This is a genomic window from Vandammella animalimorsus (assembly GCF_002285265.1).
Lineage (GTDB): Bacteria > Pseudomonadota > Gammaproteobacteria > Burkholderiales > Burkholderiaceae_C > Lampropedia.
In genome coordinates this window covers 460,376-478,255 of the sequence record NZ_NSJB01000001.1, presented here as the reverse complement: position 1 = coordinate 478,255, position 17,880 = coordinate 460,376, and the positions used below count along the sequence as shown (strand labels likewise).

The following is a 17,880-nucleotide window of genomic DNA, read 5'->3' as shown; positions in this document are numbered from 1 at the left end:
CATCGGGCGCGCGCAGCGCCGATTCAGTGCGGGCCTCCATAGGTGTCCTCACGGATCACGCGCGGCGTGATCTCGCGCGGCTCGATGGTCACAGGCTGGTACACCACGCGCCGCTGCGCCTCGTCATAGCGCATCTCGACGTGGCCCGACAGCGGAAAGTCCTTGCGGAACGGGTGGCCAATGAAGCCGTAGTCGGTCAGGATGCGGCGCAGGTCGTCATGCCCATCGAAGACGATGCCGTACAGGTCGAAGGCCTCGCGCTCATACCAGTTGGCCGAGCGCCAGATGCCGATCAGCGAAGGCAACACAGGGAAGTCATCGTCCTCGGCCAGGCAGCGCACGCGCACGCGCTGATTGAGCTGCACCGACAGCAGCTGCACCACAACGCCAAAGCGCGGCCCCTCCCACAGGCCGTTGCCATAGTCGGAATAGTCCACGCCACACAGGTCGATCAAGGTATCGAAGCGGCAGCCCTGGGCCTGCTGCAACTGCTGCATCACCGCCAGGTAATTGGCCGCCGGCACGTCGATCACGACCTGGTCGAGCGACAGTGACACGCGCCGCACCCGCTCGCCCAGCAGGGCTTGCAATTGCGCGCAGAGAATCTCCGGGGCGATGGCCTGCATGGCCGGCTGCAGGGGTTCTTGCTTGTTCATCGTGGTGCTCATGAGGCTCAGACCCTGGCAATGGTGTTCGTGCGGCGCACCTTCTGCTGCAGCTGGATGATGCCGTACATCAAGGCCTCGGCCGTGGGCGGGCAGCCGGGCACGTACACATCCACCGGCACCACACGGTCACAGCCGCGCACCACCGAATAGCTGTAGTGGTAATAGCCGCCGCCGTTGGCGCAGGAGCCCATGGAGATCACCCAGCGCGGCTCGGCCATCTGGTCGTAGACCTTGCGCAGGGCCGGCGCCATCTTGTTGCACAGCGTGCCGGCCACAATCATCAGATCGGCCTGCCGGGGGCTGGCGCGAAACACCTCGGCGCCAAAGCGCGAGAGGTCGTAGCGCGCTGCTGCGGTGTGCATCATTTCCACGGCGCAGCACGCCAAACCAAAAGTCACGGGCCACAGCGAGCCCGACTTGGCCCAGTTCGCCACCGCATCGTAGGTCGTGGTGACAAAGCCCTGCTTGAGGACGCCTTCAATCATTTTTGTTCTCCTTGGCGGAGCGCATCCGCCAACCGGGAAACCCGATCACTCCCAGGTCAGAGCGCCTTTTGCCCACTCGTAGGCAAAACCCACCACCAGAATGGTCAGGAATATCAGCACTGCCACGAAGCCGACCAGACCGACATCGCGCAAGGCCACCGCCCAAGGGAAAAGGAAGGCAATCTCCAGATCGAACAGAATGAACAGGATTGCCACCAGGTAATAGCGCACATCGAACTTCATGCGCGCATCGTCAAAAGCCTCGAAGCCGCACTCGTAGGCCGAGTTCTTGGCTGCATAGGGCTTCGTCGGCCCCAAGATCCACCCCAGCACCAGGGGAACCACCCCGACCAGGCCACCAACCAGAATGAACAACAGGACGGGCAGATACTGATCAAGAGTCATGGATAAGGGCCATCGTGCGAAGCCTGACACTGCACAGCAAATACTGTGCAACGCGGACTTTTGTAATCTGGTTATGGTGCCGTCGGCGAGACTCGAACTCGCACAGCCATGGGCCACTACCCCCTCAAGATAGCGTGTCTACCAATTCCACCACGACGGCGCAATGTGCTTGCTTTATGTGTTTGCCCCACCAACGCCCAGGCCCGCAAATGCCTGTCCCGTCTGCAGGACAACGCGTATTCTAACCACGTTTTCACGTGCCTGCGGCCTTCGGGCGCCCCCTTGGGCCGTTATTTTTTTCCTTTTTATGACAATGTGCCCGCGCCTGTTCGAAGCCTTTGCGCGATGGCACGCAACTGCCATGCAGGCGCGCACCACCGCATGGGCACGGATTGGGCCCGGGCTTTCAGCCAGCCATCATTGGCTGTTGCTGCTACCGGCCGCGCCAGAGGCAGGGGACGAGGCTGCTGCGCCCTGGCCGGCATCCGCCGCATTGCTGGCCGCGGCTGCTTCGCCCGCAGCGGGTTGTGCTGCCGCAGGCGCATCGGTGGAGGCGGAGGCAGGGGCAGCCTCAGGCGCTGGCGGCGTCTGGGCAGGCGCGGCATCCGGGATGGCATTCGCGCCGCTGGCGTCTGCGCCTGCGGCCGTGGCGTTGCTGGCAGCTGCCGGCGCTGTCGCCGGGGCCGAAGCGTCAGGAATGGCCGAGGCCGGGCCGCTCTCGGGCAGCGGCGCAGGCGCGCTGCTGGCGGGCAGGCTGTCCAGCACACTGCTGCCGCCTTCATCGGCGGGGCGCTGCATGCCTTGGCTGCCCAGGTAGGCCAGCACCAGCGTGGCGGCAAAGAACACCGTGGCGCACAGCGCCGTCATGCGCGAGAGGAAGTTGGCGCCGCCCGTGGCGCCGAACAGGCTGCCGGAGCTGCCGCTGCCAAACGCGGCCCCCATGTCGGCGCCCTTGCCGTGCTGCAGCAGGATCAGGCCCGCCATGACCAAAGCGGCCAGGATCTGGACCATCAGTACCAGTGTCATCGTCATGCTCATGTCGTATCCCTTTTTCGTTCAATCAAAATTCGTGGTTGGCCCGGGGCGGTTTCAGGGCCGTGCGGCGGCAATGATGTTGAGAAAGTCCGGCGCCTTGAGCGCCGCCCCGCCGATCAGGCCGCCGTCGATGTCGGGCTGGGCCAGCAGCGCGGCGGCGTTGGCCGCGTTCATGCTGCCGCCGTAGAGGATGCGCACGCGCCCGGCGTGGGCCGTGGCGGCCTTGAGCTGCGCGCGCAGCACGGCGTGCACGGCCTGGGCCTGCTCGGGCGTGGCGGTCTGGCCGGTGCCGATGGCCCAGACGGGCTCGTAGGCCACGACGATTTCGCTGATGCAGTGGCCGTTGAGGTGGATCACCGCCGAGAGCTGGCGCTTGACGATGAACTCGGTCATGCCCTGCTCGCGCTCGTGCAGCGTCTCGCCCACGCAGACGATGGGCGTGATGCCAGCGGCCAGCGCGCGCTGGGTCTTGACGGCCACCTGCACGTCGCTCTCGCCCTGGTACTGGCGGCGCTCGCTGTGGCCGACGATGGCGTAGCGCACGCCGAACTCGCGCAGCATGGCGGCCGAGACGTCGCCGGTGAAGGCGCCGCCTTCGTGCTGCGAAACGTCCTGCGCGCCCAGCGCAATGGCCTGCTGGCCGGCCAGCAGCGCCTGCACCTGGGCCAGGTAGGCGGCGGGCGGGCACACGGCCACGTCCACGGCGGCATCGCCGGCCGCCTGGGCGATGCCCTGGCGCAGCGCCTGCACCAGCGCCTCGTTGGCGGCCAGGCTGCCGTTCATCTTCCAGTTGCCGGCAATCAGTTTTTTCTTGCTCATGTCAATGCTCCCAGGTCAGCACGATCTTGCCGACGTGCTGGTTGGATTCCATCAGCGCGTGGGCGCGCGCGGCGCCGCTGGGCAGGCCGTCAGCCGCTTGCAGGGCACCAAAGCAGGCATGCAGCACGGGCTTGACGGCGCCGCTTTCCAGCCAGGGCCAAACCCTGGCGCGCAGCGCCTGGGCGATGGCGCCCTTGAAGGCCACTGGGCGCGGGCGCAGCGTGCTGCCGGTGATGGTCAGGCGCCGCGTCAGCACCTTGGCGGCGTTGAAGCCGCTTTTCACCCCGCCTTGCACGGCGATGATGAGCAGGCGCCCGTCCTCGGCCAGGCAATCGACTTCGCGCTGCACGTAGTCGCCCGCCACCATGTCGAGGATGACGTCCACGCCCCGGCCGCCAGTCAGGCGGCGGGCTTCTTCGGCGAAGTCGGCCGTCTTGTAGGGGATGGCGTGGTCGGCGCCCAGCTCGCGCGCGGCGGCGCATTTGGCCTCGGAGCCAGCGGTGACGATGACCGTGGCCCCGGCCGCCTTGGCCAGCTGGATGGCGGCCACGCCGATGCCGCTGGTGCCGCCCTGCACGAGCAGGGTTTCGCCCGGCCGCAGGCGGCCCAGGTCGAACACGTTGCTCCAGACGGTGAAGAAAGTCTCGGGCAGCGCGGCGGCCTGCGCGTCGCGCAAGCCGCGCGGCACGGGCAGGCACTGCGCCACGGGGGCGGCGCAGTACTGCGCATAGCCGCCGCCGGCCAGCAGCGCGCAGACGCGATCGCCCACGGCCAGGCCGGCCTGGGCCAGCGCGGCGGTGTCACCGGCTTCGATGACGCCGGCCACTTCCAGCCCCGGCAGGTCGGAGGCGCCGGGCGGCGGCGGGTACAGGCCCAGGCGCTGCACCACGTCGGGCCGGTTCACGCCGCAGGCGCTCACGCGGATCAGCGCCTCGCCCGGGCCGGGCTGGGGCCGCGGGCGCTCGGCAGGCACCAGCACCTCGGGGCCGCCGGGGGCGCGTATCTCGATGCACTTCATGGTCTTGGCGCGGTGGATCGGCATGGCGGGCACGGGCGGCGGCGCCTCGAAGAAGCGAACGCCACCACGGGCCGCGCCCTGCGCGGGCACGCTCAGGCCTGCGGCGCCTCGCCGCCGTGGCCGTCCTCGGCGGCGGCGGGACGGGGGTCTTGGCGTTCGTCGGTGCGCTCGCTGCGTTCGGCACGCTCGGCACCGCGCTCAGCGCGTTCGCCGCGCGGGCGGCGCTCGCCACGGGGTTCGCGCGGCTCGCGCGGTTCACGGGGTTCGCGCGCCGGGCGCTCGTCGCCGTTGCCGCCAAAGCCATTGCCTTCGCCGCCTTCGCGCGCGGGGCGCTCCAGCAGGGCCTTCATGGACAGCTTGATGCGGCCCTTCTCGTCGGTTTCCAGCACCTTGACCTTGACCACCTGGCCTTCCTGCAGGTAGTCGCTCACTTTTTCCACGCGCTCGTGCGCGATCTGGCTGATGTGCAGCAGGCCGTCCTTGCCGGGCAGGATGTTGACCAGCGCGCCAAAGTCCAGCAGCTTGGTCACCGGGCCTTCATAGACCTGGCCGACCTCGGCCTCGGCGGTGATTTCCTCGATGCGGCGGCGGGCCTCGTCGGCGCGCGCGCTGTCGGTGCTGGCGATGGTGATGGTGCCGTCCTCGGCAATGTCGATGGTGCAGCCCGTTTCCTCGGTCAGCTGGCGGATGGTGGCGCCGCCCTTGCCGATCACGTCGCGGATCTTCTCCGGGTTGATCTTCATGGTGTAGAGCTTGGGCGCGTAGCTGCTGATCTCGGCTTTCGCCTCACCCATGGCCTCTTGCATCTTGCCCAGGATGTGCATGCGCGCTTCCTTGGCCTGGGCCAGGGCGACCTGCATGATTTCCTTGGTGATGCCCTGGATCTTGATGTCCATTTGCAGCGCGGTGATGCCGCTGGTGGTGCCGGCGACCTTGAAGTCCATGTCGCCCAGGTGGTCCTCATCGCCCAGGATGTCGGTCAGCACGGCGAAGCGGTTGCCCTCTTTGATCAGGCCCATGGCGATGCCGGCCACGTGCGCCTTCATGGGCACGCCCGCGTCCATCAGGCTCAGGCAGCCGCCGCAGACCGAGGCCATGGACGAGGAGCCGTTGGATTCGGTGATCTCGCTGACCACGCGGATGGTGTAGGGGAACTCGTCCTTGGCCGGCAGCAGCGGCACCAGGGCGCGCTTGGCCAGGCGGCCGTGGCCGATTTCGCGGCGCTTGGTGCTGCCCATGCGGCCGGCTTCGCCGGTGGCAAAGGGCGGCATGTTGTAGTGGAACAGGAAGCGGTCTTCGAACTCGCCGGCCAGCGCGTCGATGCGCTGCGCGTCGCGCTCGGTGCCCAGCGTGGTCACCACCAGCGCCTGCGTCTCGCCGCGCGTGAACAGGGCCGAGCCATGGGTGCGCGGCAGCACGCTGCTGCGGATTTCGATGGGGCGCACGGTGCGCGTGTCGCGCCCGTCGATGCGCGGCTCGCCCGCCAGGATCTGGCCGCGCACGATGGCCGCCTCCAGCTCGAAGAGCTGGTTGTCCAGCTTCACCTCGTCGTACGCCGCTTCTTCAGCGGCCAGCGCGGCCTTGATGGCGGCGTAGGCCTCGCGCACGGCCTGGGTGCGGGCCTGCTTGCTGCGGATCTGGTAGGCAGCGCGCAGCTTTTCTTCGGCCAGTTGCGTTACCTTGGCGATGAAGGCCTCGTCCTTGGCCTCGGGCGTCCAGGTGCCGTCCTCGGCCCACAGGGGCTTGCCGGCCTCGCGCACCAGCTCGTGGATGGCCTCGATGGCGATCTTGCCCTGTTCGTGGCCGAAGACCACGGCGCCCAGCATCACGTCTTCACTGAGTTGGTCGGCCTCGGACTCGACCATCAGCACGGCCGCCTCGGTGCCCGCCACCACCAGATCGAGCTGGCTGTTCTTGCGCGCCGTGGGGCCGGGGTTGAGCACGTATTCGCCGTTGATGTAGCCCACGCGCGCCGCGCCAATGGGGCCGTTGAAGGGAATGCCGCTGATGGACAGCGCCGCGCTCACGCCAATCATGGCGGCGATGTCGGCATCCACCTCGGGGTTGAGCGAGAGCGTGTGGATGACCACGTGCACTTCATTGAAAAACCCTTCCGGAAACAGCGGGCGGATGGGCCGGTCGATCAGGCGGCTGGTCAATGTCTCCAGCTCGCTGGGCTTGGCCTCGCGCTTGAAGAAGCTGCCGGGGATCTTGCCGGCGGCGTAGGTTTTCTCGATGTAGTCCACCGTCAGGGGGAAGAAGTCCTGCCCCGGCTTGGGCTGCTTGCTGGCGGCCACCGTGGCCAGCACCACCGTGCCGTCGATGCTCACCAGCACGGCGCCGGTGGCCTGGCGGGCGATCTCGCCCGTTTCCATGACGACGGTCTTGTCGCCCCACTGGAAGGACTTGGTGACTTTGTTGAAAAGGCTCATGGTTTGCTCCTGGTTGTATGGTGTGACATGGGCTCTGCGGCCTTCTGGGGCCCGCCCTTAGAGCAGAACACGATGCCATTCCATGGAGGCTGGCGCCGACGCTTGTCGGCGCGGGGCGTCAACCCCCATGGAATGACACAGCTTCGATCTGCCCTGTTCTGCCCGCCTGGCTCAGCAGGCGGAGAAAAAGAAAATGCAGGAACGCCTGAGTGCTTCAGAGCAAACCCAGGCGTTCCTGCATTCGAGATCCGTTCAACCCCATGTCCAGTGACAGCATGGCCAAGTCGCGCGCGCAGGCCTTGGTCTGACAATGCCTGCGCTCACACTTGCCGCCTCGCTGCCACCGGCAAATGGCATTACTTGCGCAGACCCAGCTTGGCGATCAGCGCGGTGTAGCGCTCCGCGTCCTTGCGCTTGAGGTAGTCCAGCAGCTTGCGACGGCGGCTGACCATGCGCAGCAGGCCGCGGCGGCCGTGGTGGTCCTTGGCGTGTTGCTTGAAGTGCGGCGTCAGCTCGTTGATGCGAGCGGTCAGCAGGGCCACCTGCACTTCAGGGCTGCCGGTGTCGTTGGCGCTGCGCGCATTGTCCTTGATGAGTTCGGCCTTGGTCGATGCTTCGATCATGATGTCAATTTCCTTCTTTTGAGGGCCGCTGCCCCCGTTACCACAGGCGCCGCAACAGGAAATGCGCTGCGGCGTGAAAAACGCGCGATTATAGCCAGACTCTGCGCCCTCTGAATGCCAGGCCGCGCCCGCCCAGGTTCATCGGGGTTGCGGCGAATGGCCCGGACCCGACGCCGCGCGCAGGCGTTGCCTCGGCTGCATCCACCTACAATCGGCGGCATTTTTGCTCCCACGCCTTGACCGGCCCATCTGCCATGCCTTCTTCCGACGCCCTGCCGCCTGCCCAGCTGCAGATGCAACGCAATCTTGCCAACATGCGGCAGCGCATTGCCGCTGCCTGCGCCCGCGCCGGACGTGATCCATCGCAAGTGCGCCTGCTGCCAGTGAGCAAGACGGTGCCCGCCGAGCAGTTGCGCCTGGCCTATGCCGCTGGCCTGCGCACATTAGGCGAGAACAAGGTGCAGGAGGCCTACGGCAAATGGCAGGCGCTGAGTGATCTGCCCGGGCTGCGCTGGAGCATCATCGGCCACCTGCAGAGCAACAAGGCGCGCCAGGTGGCCCAGTTTGCCGATGAGTTCCAGGCCCTGGACAGTCTGGCGCTGGCGCAGGAGCTCGATCGCCGTCTGCAGCAGCACGGCCGCAGCCTGGACGTGCTGGTGCAGGTCAACACCTCGGGCGAGGCCAGCAAGTTCGGCCTGCCCGCCAGCGATGTGCCGCGCTTTGTGCAGCAGCTGGCGCCGTGTTCCGCGCTGCGCGTGCGCGGCCTGATGACGCTGGCCATGCCCAGCAGCGACCCGGCGCCGGTGCGCGGCTGCTTCGTGCAGTTGCGCCAGCTGCTGCAACGGCTGCAGCAGGAGACGGCCCTGGGCGCGCAGCTCAGCGAGCTGTCCATGGGCATGTCGGGCGATTTCGAGTGGGCCATCGAGGAAGGCGCCACCATCGTGCGCATCGGCCAAGCCATCTTCGGCGCCCGCCCCAGCGCCTGACCGGGCAAGCCCCCGCGCCACACCATGAACCAGCTTCTGCCGCGCGCTGCCGCCATCCGCGTATTCCTGCTGTTTGCGCTGGTGTATCTGCTCTCGATGCTGGTGCGGGCCGTCACCGCCACGCTGGCGCCCGCGCTCAGCGCCAGCTTCGCGCTGGACTCTGGCGCCCTGGGGCTGCTGGCCGGCAGCTATTTCATCGGCTTTTGCCTGATGCAAATCCCGCTGGGCATTTGCCTGGATCGCTTTGGCCCGCCGCGCACCGCCGTGGCCTTTCTCTGCGTGGCGCTGCTGGGCGGCGCCATGACGGCGGCGGCCCAGACTTTCCCTCAAATGCTGCTGGGCCGCACGCTGCTGGGCCTGGGGCTGGCCGCCGGCCTGATGGCGCCGCTGACGGCCTACCGCCGCTGGTACAGCCCGGCGGCCCAGGTGCGCGCCAACGCCTGGATGCAAATGGTCGGCGCGCTGGGCATGCTGCTGTCCACCCTGCCCGTGCAATGGCTGCTGCCGCAGCTGGGCTGGCGCGGCGTGTTCTGGGCCTGGTGCGGCGCGGGCGCGCTGGCGCTGCTGGGGCTGCTGCTGGGCCTGCCGCGCTGGTCGGCATCGGGCAGCGTGCTGACCCCGCCCGGCCTGGGCGCGCCGGCCTCGGCGCTGGACATCCTCAAGGGCTACGGCGTGGTACTGCGCGATCGCCGCTTCATCAGCGTCGCCCCGCTGGCCTTTTTCGGCTATGGCGGGCTGTTTGCCATCCTGACGCTCTGGGCCGGCCCCTGGCTGCGCGATGTTTCCGGGCAAACGGCCGAGCAGGCCGCCGCCGGCCTGCTGGGCATCAACACCGCCATGATGCTGGCCTTTTTTGCTTGGGGCCTGGTGGCCGCGCCGCTGGAGCGGCGCGGCCTGCGGCTGGAGTCGCTGACGCTGGGCACCATGCTGCTGGGCCTGCTGGTGCTGCCCTGGGTGGTCTGGCAGGGCACGGACAGCCGCTGGCCGCACTGGGCGCTCTATTGCCTGAGCCTGACCGGCTTCTCCCTGGTGCAGCCCAAGCTGGCCCAGTTGTTTCCCAGCCAGCTGGCCGGGCGGGCGCTGACGGCCTTCAACCTGGTGATCTTCACTGGCACCTTCTTCGTGCAATGGGGCCTGGGCCTGGCCATTGACCTGCTGCAAACGCTGGGCTGGTCGCAGTCGGCGGCCTACCAAGGCGCGATGCTGCTGCTGTGGCTGTGCAAGCTGCTGGCGCTGGGCTGGTTCCTGTGGCGGCGCGTGCCGCCGCCTCAGCCCGCCGCCGGGCCAGATGGGCGCGCACAGCGCGTATGATCGGCGCACCGCTTGCGCTTTGCACAGGCTCTTGCACACCCGCCATTTCCCCAGTCATTGCCATGCCCGCCTGCCGCATCCTGATCGTCGCCCACGCCCCTCTGGCCAGCGCCCTGAAGGCCTGCGCCGCCCATGTGCTGGTCGAGCTGGCGCAGCACGTGCTGACGCTGGACGTGCAGCCCACGCACGATACCGCCTGGGGCCTGGCGCAGGCGCCGGCGCTGCTGGGCGCATCGCCCGCGCCCGTGCTGCTGCTCACCGACGTGGTAGGCGCCACCCCCTACCACATGGCCTGCGCGCTGCAGCAATGGTGCGCTGCGCGCGGCGTTGCCGCCCAAGTGCTGGCAGGCGTCAACCTGCCCATGCTGCTGCGCAGCCTGACCTACCGCCACGAAACGCTGCCCGTGCTGCTCGAGCGCGCCCAAAGCGGCGGCGTGCAGGGCATTGCCGCCGCGCCCGGCGCAGCCCCATCCACCTGCCCCGCCTGCGCATGATTCAAGCCACCGCCACCATCGTCAACAAACTGGGCCTGCACGCGCGCGCCTCCGCCAAGCTGACCAAGTTGGCCAGCAGCTTTCCCTGCCAGGTGTGGATGGCGCGCAATGGGCGTCGCATCAACGCCAAAAGCATCATGGGCGTGATGATGCTGGCCGCCGGTCAGGGCGCGCAGGTGCAGCTCGAAACCGAGGGCGAACAAGAAGAACAGGCCATGCAGGCCCTGCTGGAGCTGATTGCCGAGCGCTTTGGCGAAGGCGAATGAGCGGCGCGCCACAGCCGCCAGCGGGCGCGGCCGGCAAAGCCGGCGCGGCACATTTCGAGGAGAGGAGAACACGCATGAAACCCCCCATCCAAGGCATCGCCGTCTCAAGCGGCATCGCCATTGGCCGGGCCCTGCTGCTGGGCAAGGAGCCGCTGCCCGTGCAGCACTACCTGGTCGGCAAGGCCCAGGTGGCGCGCGAGCTGCAGCGCCTGGAAAAAGGCTTTGCCCTGGCCATTGGCGAGCTGCGCCGCGTGCAGCACAGCATTGCCGACGACCCGGCCTCCAGCGATCTGCATGCGCTGCTGGACGTGCACGCCATGCTGCTGGAGGACGAGGCGCTGCAGCAAGGCGCGGCCGCCTTCGTGCGCCAGCGCCGCTACAACGCCGAATGGGCGCTGATGCAGCAATTGGCCCAGTACGCGCGCGAATTCGACGCCATGGACGACGACTACCTGCGCGAGCGCAAGAGCGATCTGGAGCAACTCATCGCCCGCGTCGTGCAATGCATCCAGGCGCAGGACCGCCAGGCCCCCGGCCAGGCCGCCGCGCCGCCGCCGGGCGCGCTGGGCGCGGCCCTCAGCGCCATCCAGCAGGCCCAGGCCGCCCCCAAGGCCCCGGCGCCCCAAGCGCACCAAGCGCACCAAGCGCACCAAGCGCACCAAGCGCACCAAGCAGCCCCGCCCCTGCCCGCCGCGGCGCAGCCCCCCCAGGCCGACCAGGCCGGCCAGGCTGAACAGAGCGCCCCAGCCCCGGCCGCCGAGGAGCTGCCGCTGATCGTCGTCGCGCACGAGCTGGCCCCGGCAGACATGCTGCACTTTCGGCAAAACATCTTTGCCGGCTTCGTCGTCGACACCGGCGGCGCCACCTCGCACACCGCCATCGTCGCGCGCAGCCTGGACATCCCCGCCGTGGTCGGCGCCAAGAGCGCCACCGGCCGCATCACCCAGGACTGCCTGCTGATCGTGCACGCCGATGCCGGCCAGGTCATCGTCGATCCCGATGCCGCCACCCTGGCGCACTACCGCCAGCTGCAGCAGCAGCTGCAACAGGTGCGCCAGCGCCGCCAGCGCCTACGCTACACCCCGGCCATCACGCACGATGGCCAGGGCATCGAGCTGCTGGCCAACATCGAGCTGCCCGGCGACTGCGCCGCCGCGCTGAGCAACAGCGCCGTCGGCGTCGGGCTGTTTCGCAGCGAATTTCTCTTCATGGGGCGCCAGGGCACCTTGCCCGACGAGCAAGAGCAATACCGCGCCTACCGCGACGCCATGCTGGCCATGCAGGGCCTGCCCGTGACCATCCGCACCGTGGACATCGGCGCGGACAAGGCGCTGGACGGCCAGGCCGTCAGCCGCCAGATGCAGGAGCACTCCGCCCTGGGGCTGCGCGCCATCCGCTGGAGCCTGGCCAGCCCGGCCATGTTCCGCACCCAGCTGCGCGCGCTGCTGCGCGCCGCCGTGCACGGGCCGCTGCGCATCCTCTTTCCCATGCTGGGCCAGCGGCAGGAAATCCAGCAGGCGCTGGCCCAGCTGGAGCTGGCCCGCGAGGAACTGCGCGCCAGCCAGACGCCATTCGGCCCCGTGCTGGTGGGCGCAATGATCGAGGTGCCCGCCGCCGCGCTGACCATCGACCAGTTCCTGCAGCGCTTCGACTTCGTCTCCCTGGGCACCAACGACCTGACGCAATACACCCTGGCCGTGGACCGCGCCGACGAATCCGTGGCCCATTTGTTCGACGCCACCCACCCGGCCGTGTTGCAACTGATCGCCCACGTCATCCAGCGCTGCCAGGCGCGCGGCAAGCCCGTGTGCGTCTGCGGCGAAATCGCCGGCGAGCCCGAACTGACCGAGCTGCTGCTGGGCCTGGGGCTGCGCTCCTTCTCCATGCACCCGGCGCAAATCCTGGCCGTCAAAGAGCGCATCCTGCTGGCCGACACCCAGGCCCTTCAGCCCTGGGCCCGCAGCGTGCTGCAAGCCGAAGACCCCAAGGCCCTGCTGCTGCAGCGCCCCGGCAGCACGCCCGAAGCCGCCGCCCAGCCTCAGGCGCGCAGCGCCCGCCCCTGCCCCGAGCCCACTGCGCTGGACGCATGAGCCGCGCCGCGCCCAGGCCAAAGTCGCCTTGGGCTGCCAAGTGATGCCTTGGTTACTGCCGGGCCGCGCTTTTTGCGTTGCAATGGCGCGCTTTCTCTTTGAACAGGCGCTTGCAGCAGACCACTTGCGCACCGCAAGCAACCTGCCTGCACCGCCATCCCAACCCACAAGGAGCCCATCCCCATGCACGCCTGGCTTTGCAGCGACCCATCCGGCCCAGAAAAACTGCAGTGGCAGCAACAGCCCACGCCCAGCCCCGGCAAGGGCCAGGCGCTGGTGCGCATCCACGCCGCCAGCCTGAACTTCCCCGATCTGCTGATCGTGCAGAACAAATACCAGATCAAGCCGCCCCTGCCCTTCGTGCCCGGCTCGGAATACGCCGGCGTGGTTGAGGCCATCGGCGAAGGCGTGCAGCACCTGCGGCCCGGCCAGCGCGTGGCCGCCTTGAGCGGCACCGGCGGCTTTGCCACGCACACCCTGGTCGACGCCCGACTGTGCATGCCGCTGCCCGATGCCTTCAGCTTCGAGGACGCGGCCGCCTTCATCATGACCTACGCCACCTCCCACCACGCGCTGATCGACCGCGGCGCGCTGCAGCCTGGCGAGACCGTGCTGGTGCTGGGCGCCGCCGGCGGCGTGGGCACGGCCGCGATCCAGATCGCCAAGGCCCAGGGCGCCCGGGTCATCGCCGCGGCCTCCAGCGCCGAGAAATGCGCCCTGTGCGAGCAGATCGGCGCCGATGCCAGCATCAACTACCAAGAGCAGGACCTGCGCGAGGCGCTCAAGACGCTGACCGACGGCAAGGGCCCGGACGTGATCTACGACCCCGTGGGCGGCCCGTGGGCCGAGCCGGCCTTTCGCTCCATCGCCTGGCGCGGGCGCTATCTGGTGATCGGCTTTGCCGCCGGCCCCATCCCCGCGCTGCCGCTGAACCTGCCGCTGCTCAAGGGCGCCTCCATCGTTGGCGTGTTCTGGGGCGCATTCAGCCAGAAAGAGCCCGCCGCCAACGCCGCCATGCTGCAGCAGCTGGCCCAGTGGTACCAGCAAGGCAAGATCAAGCCCGTGATCGACGCCACCCTGCCCATGCGCGAGCTGCCACAGGCCTACGCCCGCATGGGCCAGCGCAACGTGCGCGGCAAGCTGGTGCTGGTCAACGACGCGCAGGACTGACCCACCACAGCGCGCTGCCCGCCTGCCTGCACGATGGCAGCGCAGGCGCGAAAATGGGCACCCAGGCCCAGCAGCAGCCCAAGGAAAACAGGCGCAAAAGATGTCGAAACTTCACCGCACTGATGTTTGAATGGTGGCAGTACCTGTTTTTGCTTGGCACTTCAATCAGTTAGCATGTGATAAGCACATGTTTGCTTTCTAAGAGCCTGTTCAAAGTCTCGGCGCGAGCGGGCAAAAAGTGGTTTGGGATGGGCTGCAAGGCGCAAAACGCAACCATGGCTGGGGCTATGGTGAGGCTTTGCGGGCGCAGCAAAGCGCCCAAATCCCACTTTCTTGCCAGCCGTGCAGAGACTTTGAACAGGCTCCAAGCCCCAATACCATTTTTGGAGAAAGACATGAAAGGTTTGAGCGGTATCGCGATTGTCATTGCCCTGATTGCCGCATTGGCGGCGCTTGCCATTCCCGGCTACAACCGCTTGCAAGGGTTGGACGAGGATGTCAATGCACGCTGGTCGGAAGTGGTGAGCCAGTACCAGCGCCGCGCCGATCTGGTGCCGAATCTGGTTGAGACCGTCAAGGGCTATGCGCGCCACGAGGAAGCGGTGTTCACGCAGGTGACCCAGGCGCGCGCCAAGGTCGGCAGCGTGACGCTCACTGCGGAGATGCTCGGCGACGAGGCTGCAATGCAGCGCTTCCAGCAGGCGCAGAGCGAGCTGACTTCCGCCCTGTCGCGTTTGCTGGTGGTGGCGGAGAATTACCCCGAGCTCAAGGCCAATACCAATTTCGAGAATCTGATGACCCAGCTTGAAGGCACGGAGAACCGCATCACCACGGCGCGCCGCAACTATATCGAGGGCGTGCAGGCCTTCAATACTGCGGTGCGTACCTTCCCCACCAGCCTGATTGCGCGCCTGGCCGGCTTGTCGCGCCGCGCGCAGTTCACGGTCGAGAACGAGGCGGGGATTTCCACCGCGCCGCAAGTGCAGTTCAACTGATGCGACACATGCTGCGCGCCCTTTTCCTGGGGCTGGCCTTCTGCGCGGCGGCGGTATTTGCCGTACCTGCCGATAGTCTCAAGCTCGAGGCTCCGGTGGTGGATCAGGCGGGCGTGATCGCGCCAGAGGCCGAGCGCGAACTCAATGCGCTTTTGCGCGGCTGGCATGCCCAGGGCTTGATGCAGGGCGCGGTGGTGCTGGTCGATTCCACTGACGGCATGGATGCGTTCGATTACGCCATGCAGCTTGGCAAACGCTGGCAGCTTGGCGACAAGGCGCGCGACAATGGCCTGCTGCTGCTTGTGGCCGTCAATGACCGCAATCTGCGCATCGTCACCGGCAGCGGCATCGAAGGCGCGCTGCCCGACATTTCCGCGAAGAAAATCATCCGCGAAGACATCACCCCCTATTTCCGCAACGGCAACTACGCAGGCGGCGTGCGCGCCGGGCTGGAAGCGGCAGCGCACCGTTTGCAAGCCGATCCGCAGGTGCAGGCGGAAATGGTGGCCGCCGATCGCGAAGCGGCATCGTCCGGCGCCGCAGGCAGGGCCGCGCCCGCATCGGCCCACCCCGATGTGCGCCTTTTTGGCCTGTTGCCGATCTTTTTCATTCTTGTCTTCGCCACGAGCATGCTGCGACGCAAAAACGCTGTGGCGCGCGGCCTGTCTGGCCTTGCCGCCGGCGGCTTTGCCGGCATCATCACCTGGCAGATCACCCATGTCTTGCTGCTCGCGCTGGGCATGGCGTTCTATTTCGGGCTGGCTTTTTCCCGCGACAGCGACACGCACGCCACGCGCCGTCGCCACAGACGCGATGACGATGATGGCAACGACTGGTTCAGCGGCGGCTTCGGGGGAGGCTTTGGGGGAGGAGGAGGCTTCGGCGGCGGCTTTGGCGGCAGTGGTGGCGGCTACAGCGGCGGCGGCGGCAGTTTTTCCGGCGGTGGCGCCGGCGGATCCTGGTAAGGAGCAGCAATGGCGATGCAACAATCCCTCTCGCGCACCCTGCGCAGCCTCACCAGCGCCCCCTGGCAGCACCGCTGGCTCAACGACAAAGCCATGCACACGCTGGAGAGCGTGCTGGCCGAAGCCGAGCGCGGCCACAGCGGCGAAATTCGTCTGCTCATCGAGCGCCACTTGCCCTTGAGCGTGGCCTGGCATCAGGACGTGCGCGCGCGTGCCGAGGACTGCTTCGCCCATCTGCGCGTGTGGGATACCGCCGCGCGCAGCGGCGTGCTTGTTTACGTCAACCTTGCACAGCGGCGGCTGGAAATCGTCGCCGATCGCGGCATCAGCGCCGTGGTCGCGCAAGCGCGCTGGCAAGCGCTGTGCGACGCAGCGCTTGATGCCATGCGCAGCGGCCAATATGTCCGCGCCCTGAGCCAGCTGCTGGAAAACATCGGCGCGGAAATGCGCACGCATTACGGCATACCCGAGGACCCGCACGGCAACGAACTGCCCAACCGCATCGAAACAAGATAGGCCTCAACGTGCGCGTTTTTTGGCTTGGTGCGGCCAACAAGGCGCATAAAAATCGCCTCTGAAGCCGCGACACTGACTGGGCGGCGCTGCCGTTTGCCAATCCCCCTCTCGTGCGCAAGGGTGGCGCTGGATACCCTCCTTCGCGGGCATGACGAGAGCCGCCTGCGAGATGGCGATGGCAGTCAGCAGCCAGGTCTTGGATTCGTCAACATTTGAGCAGAACACGCTCTAGATCCGAAAAAAACGACCAGCCCAAAGCGGGCTTGGGGTTGTTGAGATTTGGTTTGCACAGTGCAAAACCGCGCCACAAAAACCCAAGGCCGCGCTTTTACAAGCGCAAGGCCTTGAAGGCGCTCAACACGGATAGATCGCGCCCAGAATGCGCGGGCCGGCGGCCTGCGTCACTGCCGGCAGATTGCCCGGCAGGCCCAGCAGGCACTGGCGCGCCAGCCAGGCAAAGGCGCAGGCCTCGACCAGCTCGGGCGCCAGGCCCCATTGCGCAGTGCTCTGCACCGCCACTGCTGCGCCCAGGTGGTGCTGCAGCCGCGCCAGCACGTGGCGGTTGTAGGCCCCGCCGCCGCACACGCCCAGCACCGGCTGGCCTTGCTGATAGCGCGCATAGGCCTGGGCGCAGCTGATGGCCGTCAACTCCGCCAGGCTGGCCTGCACGTCCTCGGGGCGCAGCGCAATCGCCGCATCGCCCTCGGCCTGCGCGCACTGCGTCAGGCATTGCTGCAGCCAGTCCAGATTGAACACATCCAGCCCCGTGCTCTTGGGCGCGGGCTGCTGGAAGTACGGCTGCGCCAGCATGCAGCGCAGCAGCCCTTGATGCACCTGGCCGCTGGCGGCCCATTGGCCGTCCCGGTCGTAGGGCTGGCCGGTGTGGCGCAGGCACCAGGCGTCCAGCAGCGTATTGGCCGGGCCGCAGTCAAAGCCCAGCGTGCGCCCCTGGGCGTCGATCAGGCTGAGGTTGGCAATGCCGCCCAGATTCAGCACCGCCAGGCCAGCGCCGCCGCCCTCGGCAGGGCCGAACAGCGCCTGGTGAAAGGCCGGCGCCAGCGGCGCGCCCTGGCCGCCGGCGGCCATGTCGCGGCGGCGGAAGTCGGCCACCACGCTGATGCCGCTGTGCTCGGCCAGCCAGGCCGGGTTGTTCAGCTGGATGGTGTAGCGCTGCAGCGGCGCGCCCTGCGGCCGGTGGCGCACCGTCTGCCCGTGCGCGCCGATGGCCGCCACCTGCCGCGCCGCGATGCCGGCCTGCTGACACAGGCGCGCCACGGCCTGCGCGCAGCATTGCGCCAGCGCATTGGCCGCCAGCGCCGCCTGATGCAGCTCGTCCTGATCGGGGAAATTCAGCGCCATCAGCGCCTCGCGCAGGCTGGCCTCGAAGGGCCGGTGCACGTGGCCGCCGACTTGCACCGTCACTGCGCCCAGCGCCCCGTCCTGCAGCCCGGCCTGCGCCGTCTGGGCCGCGCGGGGCGCAAAGCGCGCCAGCACGGCGTCCACACCGTCCAGCGAGGTGCCCGACATCAGGCCGATGTACCAACCATCATGGGCGTTGGTGGTGCAGTGTGCGGGCAGGGTCATGGCAGCAGGGGCAATGGT

18 protein-coding genes and 1 tRNA gene are annotated in these 17,880 nt (G+C 68.0%); 9 read left to right on the top strand and 10 right to left on the bottom strand.

Annotation, left to right across the window (positions count from 1 at the left end; genetic code table 11):
* Positions 1–23: 23 nt before the first annotated feature.
* The 9 genes from CK625_RS02095 to rpsO form a co-directional block, all read right to left on the bottom strand.
* Complete coding sequence (locus CK625_RS02095; protein ID WP_095539035.1) at positions 24–626, bottom strand: NADH-quinone oxidoreductase subunit C; 603 nt, start codon at positions 624–626, stop codon at positions 24–26.
* A gap of 47 nt (positions 627–673) precedes the next feature.
* Positions 674–1,153 (bottom strand): NuoB/complex I 20 kDa subunit family protein, encoded by a 480-nt coding sequence (locus CK625_RS02090; RefSeq protein WP_095538587.1) that lies wholly within the window; start codon positions 1,151–1,153, stop codon positions 674–676.
* A gap of 45 nt (positions 1,154–1,198) precedes the next feature.
* Positions 1,199–1,558: an NADH-quinone oxidoreductase subunit A gene (locus tag CK625_RS02085; protein ID WP_095538586.1), complete on the bottom strand. Its 360-nt coding sequence runs from the start codon at positions 1,556–1,558 to the stop codon at positions 1,199–1,201.
* A 74-nt stretch (positions 1,559–1,632) separates the two neighbouring features.
* Positions 1,633–1,718, bottom strand: a tRNA-Leu gene (locus CK625_RS02080).
* 257 nt (positions 1,719–1,975) lie between these two features.
* Complete coding sequence (secG, locus tag CK625_RS14240) at positions 1,976–2,584, bottom strand: preprotein translocase subunit SecG (RefSeq protein WP_343030358.1); 609 nt, start codon at positions 2,582–2,584, stop codon at positions 1,976–1,978.
* 63 nt (positions 2,585–2,647) lie between these two features.
* Positions 2,648–3,412, bottom strand: coding sequence for a triose-phosphate isomerase (tpiA, locus tag CK625_RS02070; protein WP_095538584.1), 765 nt, complete (start codon positions 3,410–3,412; stop codon positions 2,648–2,650).
* Position 3,413: 1 nt separating this feature from the next.
* Positions 3,414–4,430, bottom strand: a complete 1,017-nt coding sequence (locus CK625_RS02065) for an NAD(P)H-quinone oxidoreductase (RefSeq protein WP_095539034.1) — start codon at positions 4,428–4,430, stop codon at positions 3,414–3,416.
* 92 nt (positions 4,431–4,522) lie between these two features.
* Positions 4,523–6,862: a polyribonucleotide nucleotidyltransferase gene (pnp, locus tag CK625_RS02060; protein ID WP_095538583.1), complete on the bottom strand. Its 2,340-nt coding sequence runs from the start codon at positions 6,860–6,862 to the stop codon at positions 4,523–4,525.
* A gap of 356 nt (positions 6,863–7,218) precedes the next feature.
* A complete protein-coding gene (rpsO, locus tag CK625_RS02055) occupies positions 7,219–7,485 on the bottom strand; it encodes a 30S ribosomal protein S15 (protein ID WP_095538582.1) in 267 nt (88 codons plus the stop codon).
* 254 nt (positions 7,486–7,739) lie between these two features.
* On the opposite strand from rpsO, the gene CK625_RS02050 reads away from it, so the two are divergent.
* The 9 genes from CK625_RS02050 to CK625_RS02010 all read left to right on the top strand — a co-directional run bounded on the left by CK625_RS02050 (position 7,740) and on the right by CK625_RS02010 (position 16,278).
* Entirely contained in the window at positions 7,740–8,471 is a 732-nt protein-coding gene (locus CK625_RS02050) for a YggS family pyridoxal phosphate-dependent enzyme (protein ID WP_095538581.1), read from the top strand.
* 24 nt (positions 8,472–8,495) lie between these two features.
* A complete protein-coding gene (locus CK625_RS02045) occupies positions 8,496–9,782 on the top strand; it encodes an MFS transporter (protein WP_095538580.1) in 1,287 nt (428 codons plus the stop codon).
* Positions 9,783–9,844: 62 nt separating this feature from the next.
* The gene (locus tag CK625_RS02040; protein WP_095538579.1) at positions 9,845–10,276 is read left to right on the top strand and encodes a PTS sugar transporter subunit IIA; all 432 of its coding nucleotides are present in this window, start codon (positions 9,845–9,847) and stop codon (positions 10,274–10,276) included.
* Entirely contained in the window at positions 10,273–10,542 is a 270-nt protein-coding gene (locus CK625_RS02035; RefSeq protein ID WP_095538578.1) for an HPr family phosphocarrier protein, read from the top strand. Before CK625_RS02040 ends, CK625_RS02035 begins: the two co-directional genes overlap by 4 nt.
* 74 nt (positions 10,543–10,616) lie before the next feature.
* Entirely contained in the window at positions 10,617–12,632 is a 2,016-nt protein-coding gene (ptsP, locus tag CK625_RS02030) for a phosphoenolpyruvate--protein phosphotransferase (protein ID WP_172425060.1), read from the top strand.
* Positions 12,633–12,815: 183 nt separating this feature from the next.
* Positions 12,816–13,802 (top strand): NADPH:quinone oxidoreductase family protein, encoded by a 987-nt coding sequence (locus CK625_RS02025; protein ID WP_095538576.1) that lies wholly within the window; start codon positions 12,816–12,818, stop codon positions 13,800–13,802.
* A 395-nt stretch (positions 13,803–14,197) separates the two neighbouring features.
* Positions 14,198–14,797 carry a LemA family protein gene (locus CK625_RS02020; protein ID WP_095539033.1) on the top strand — a complete coding sequence of 200 codons (600 nt, stop codon included), beginning with the start codon at positions 14,198–14,200 and terminating at the stop codon, positions 14,795–14,797.
* A gap of 8 nt (positions 14,798–14,805) precedes the next feature.
* Positions 14,806–15,762, top strand: coding sequence for a TPM domain-containing protein (locus CK625_RS02015; protein ID WP_172425059.1), 957 nt, complete (start codon positions 14,806–14,808; stop codon positions 15,760–15,762).
* Between the two features lie 15 nt (positions 15,763–15,777).
* Positions 15,778–16,278, top strand: a complete 501-nt coding sequence (locus CK625_RS02010) for a TPM domain-containing protein (protein ID WP_172425058.1) — start codon at positions 15,778–15,780, stop codon at positions 16,276–16,278.
* Positions 16,279–16,632: 354 nt separating this feature from the next.
* On the opposite strand, the gene CK625_RS02005 is transcribed toward CK625_RS02010, so the two are convergent.
* On the bottom strand, positions 16,633–17,862 hold the full coding sequence (locus CK625_RS02005) for an anhydro-N-acetylmuramic acid kinase (protein ID WP_095538573.1): 1,230 nt from the start codon (positions 17,860–17,862) through the stop codon (positions 16,633–16,635).
* Between the last annotated feature and the right edge of the window lie 18 nt (positions 17,863–17,880).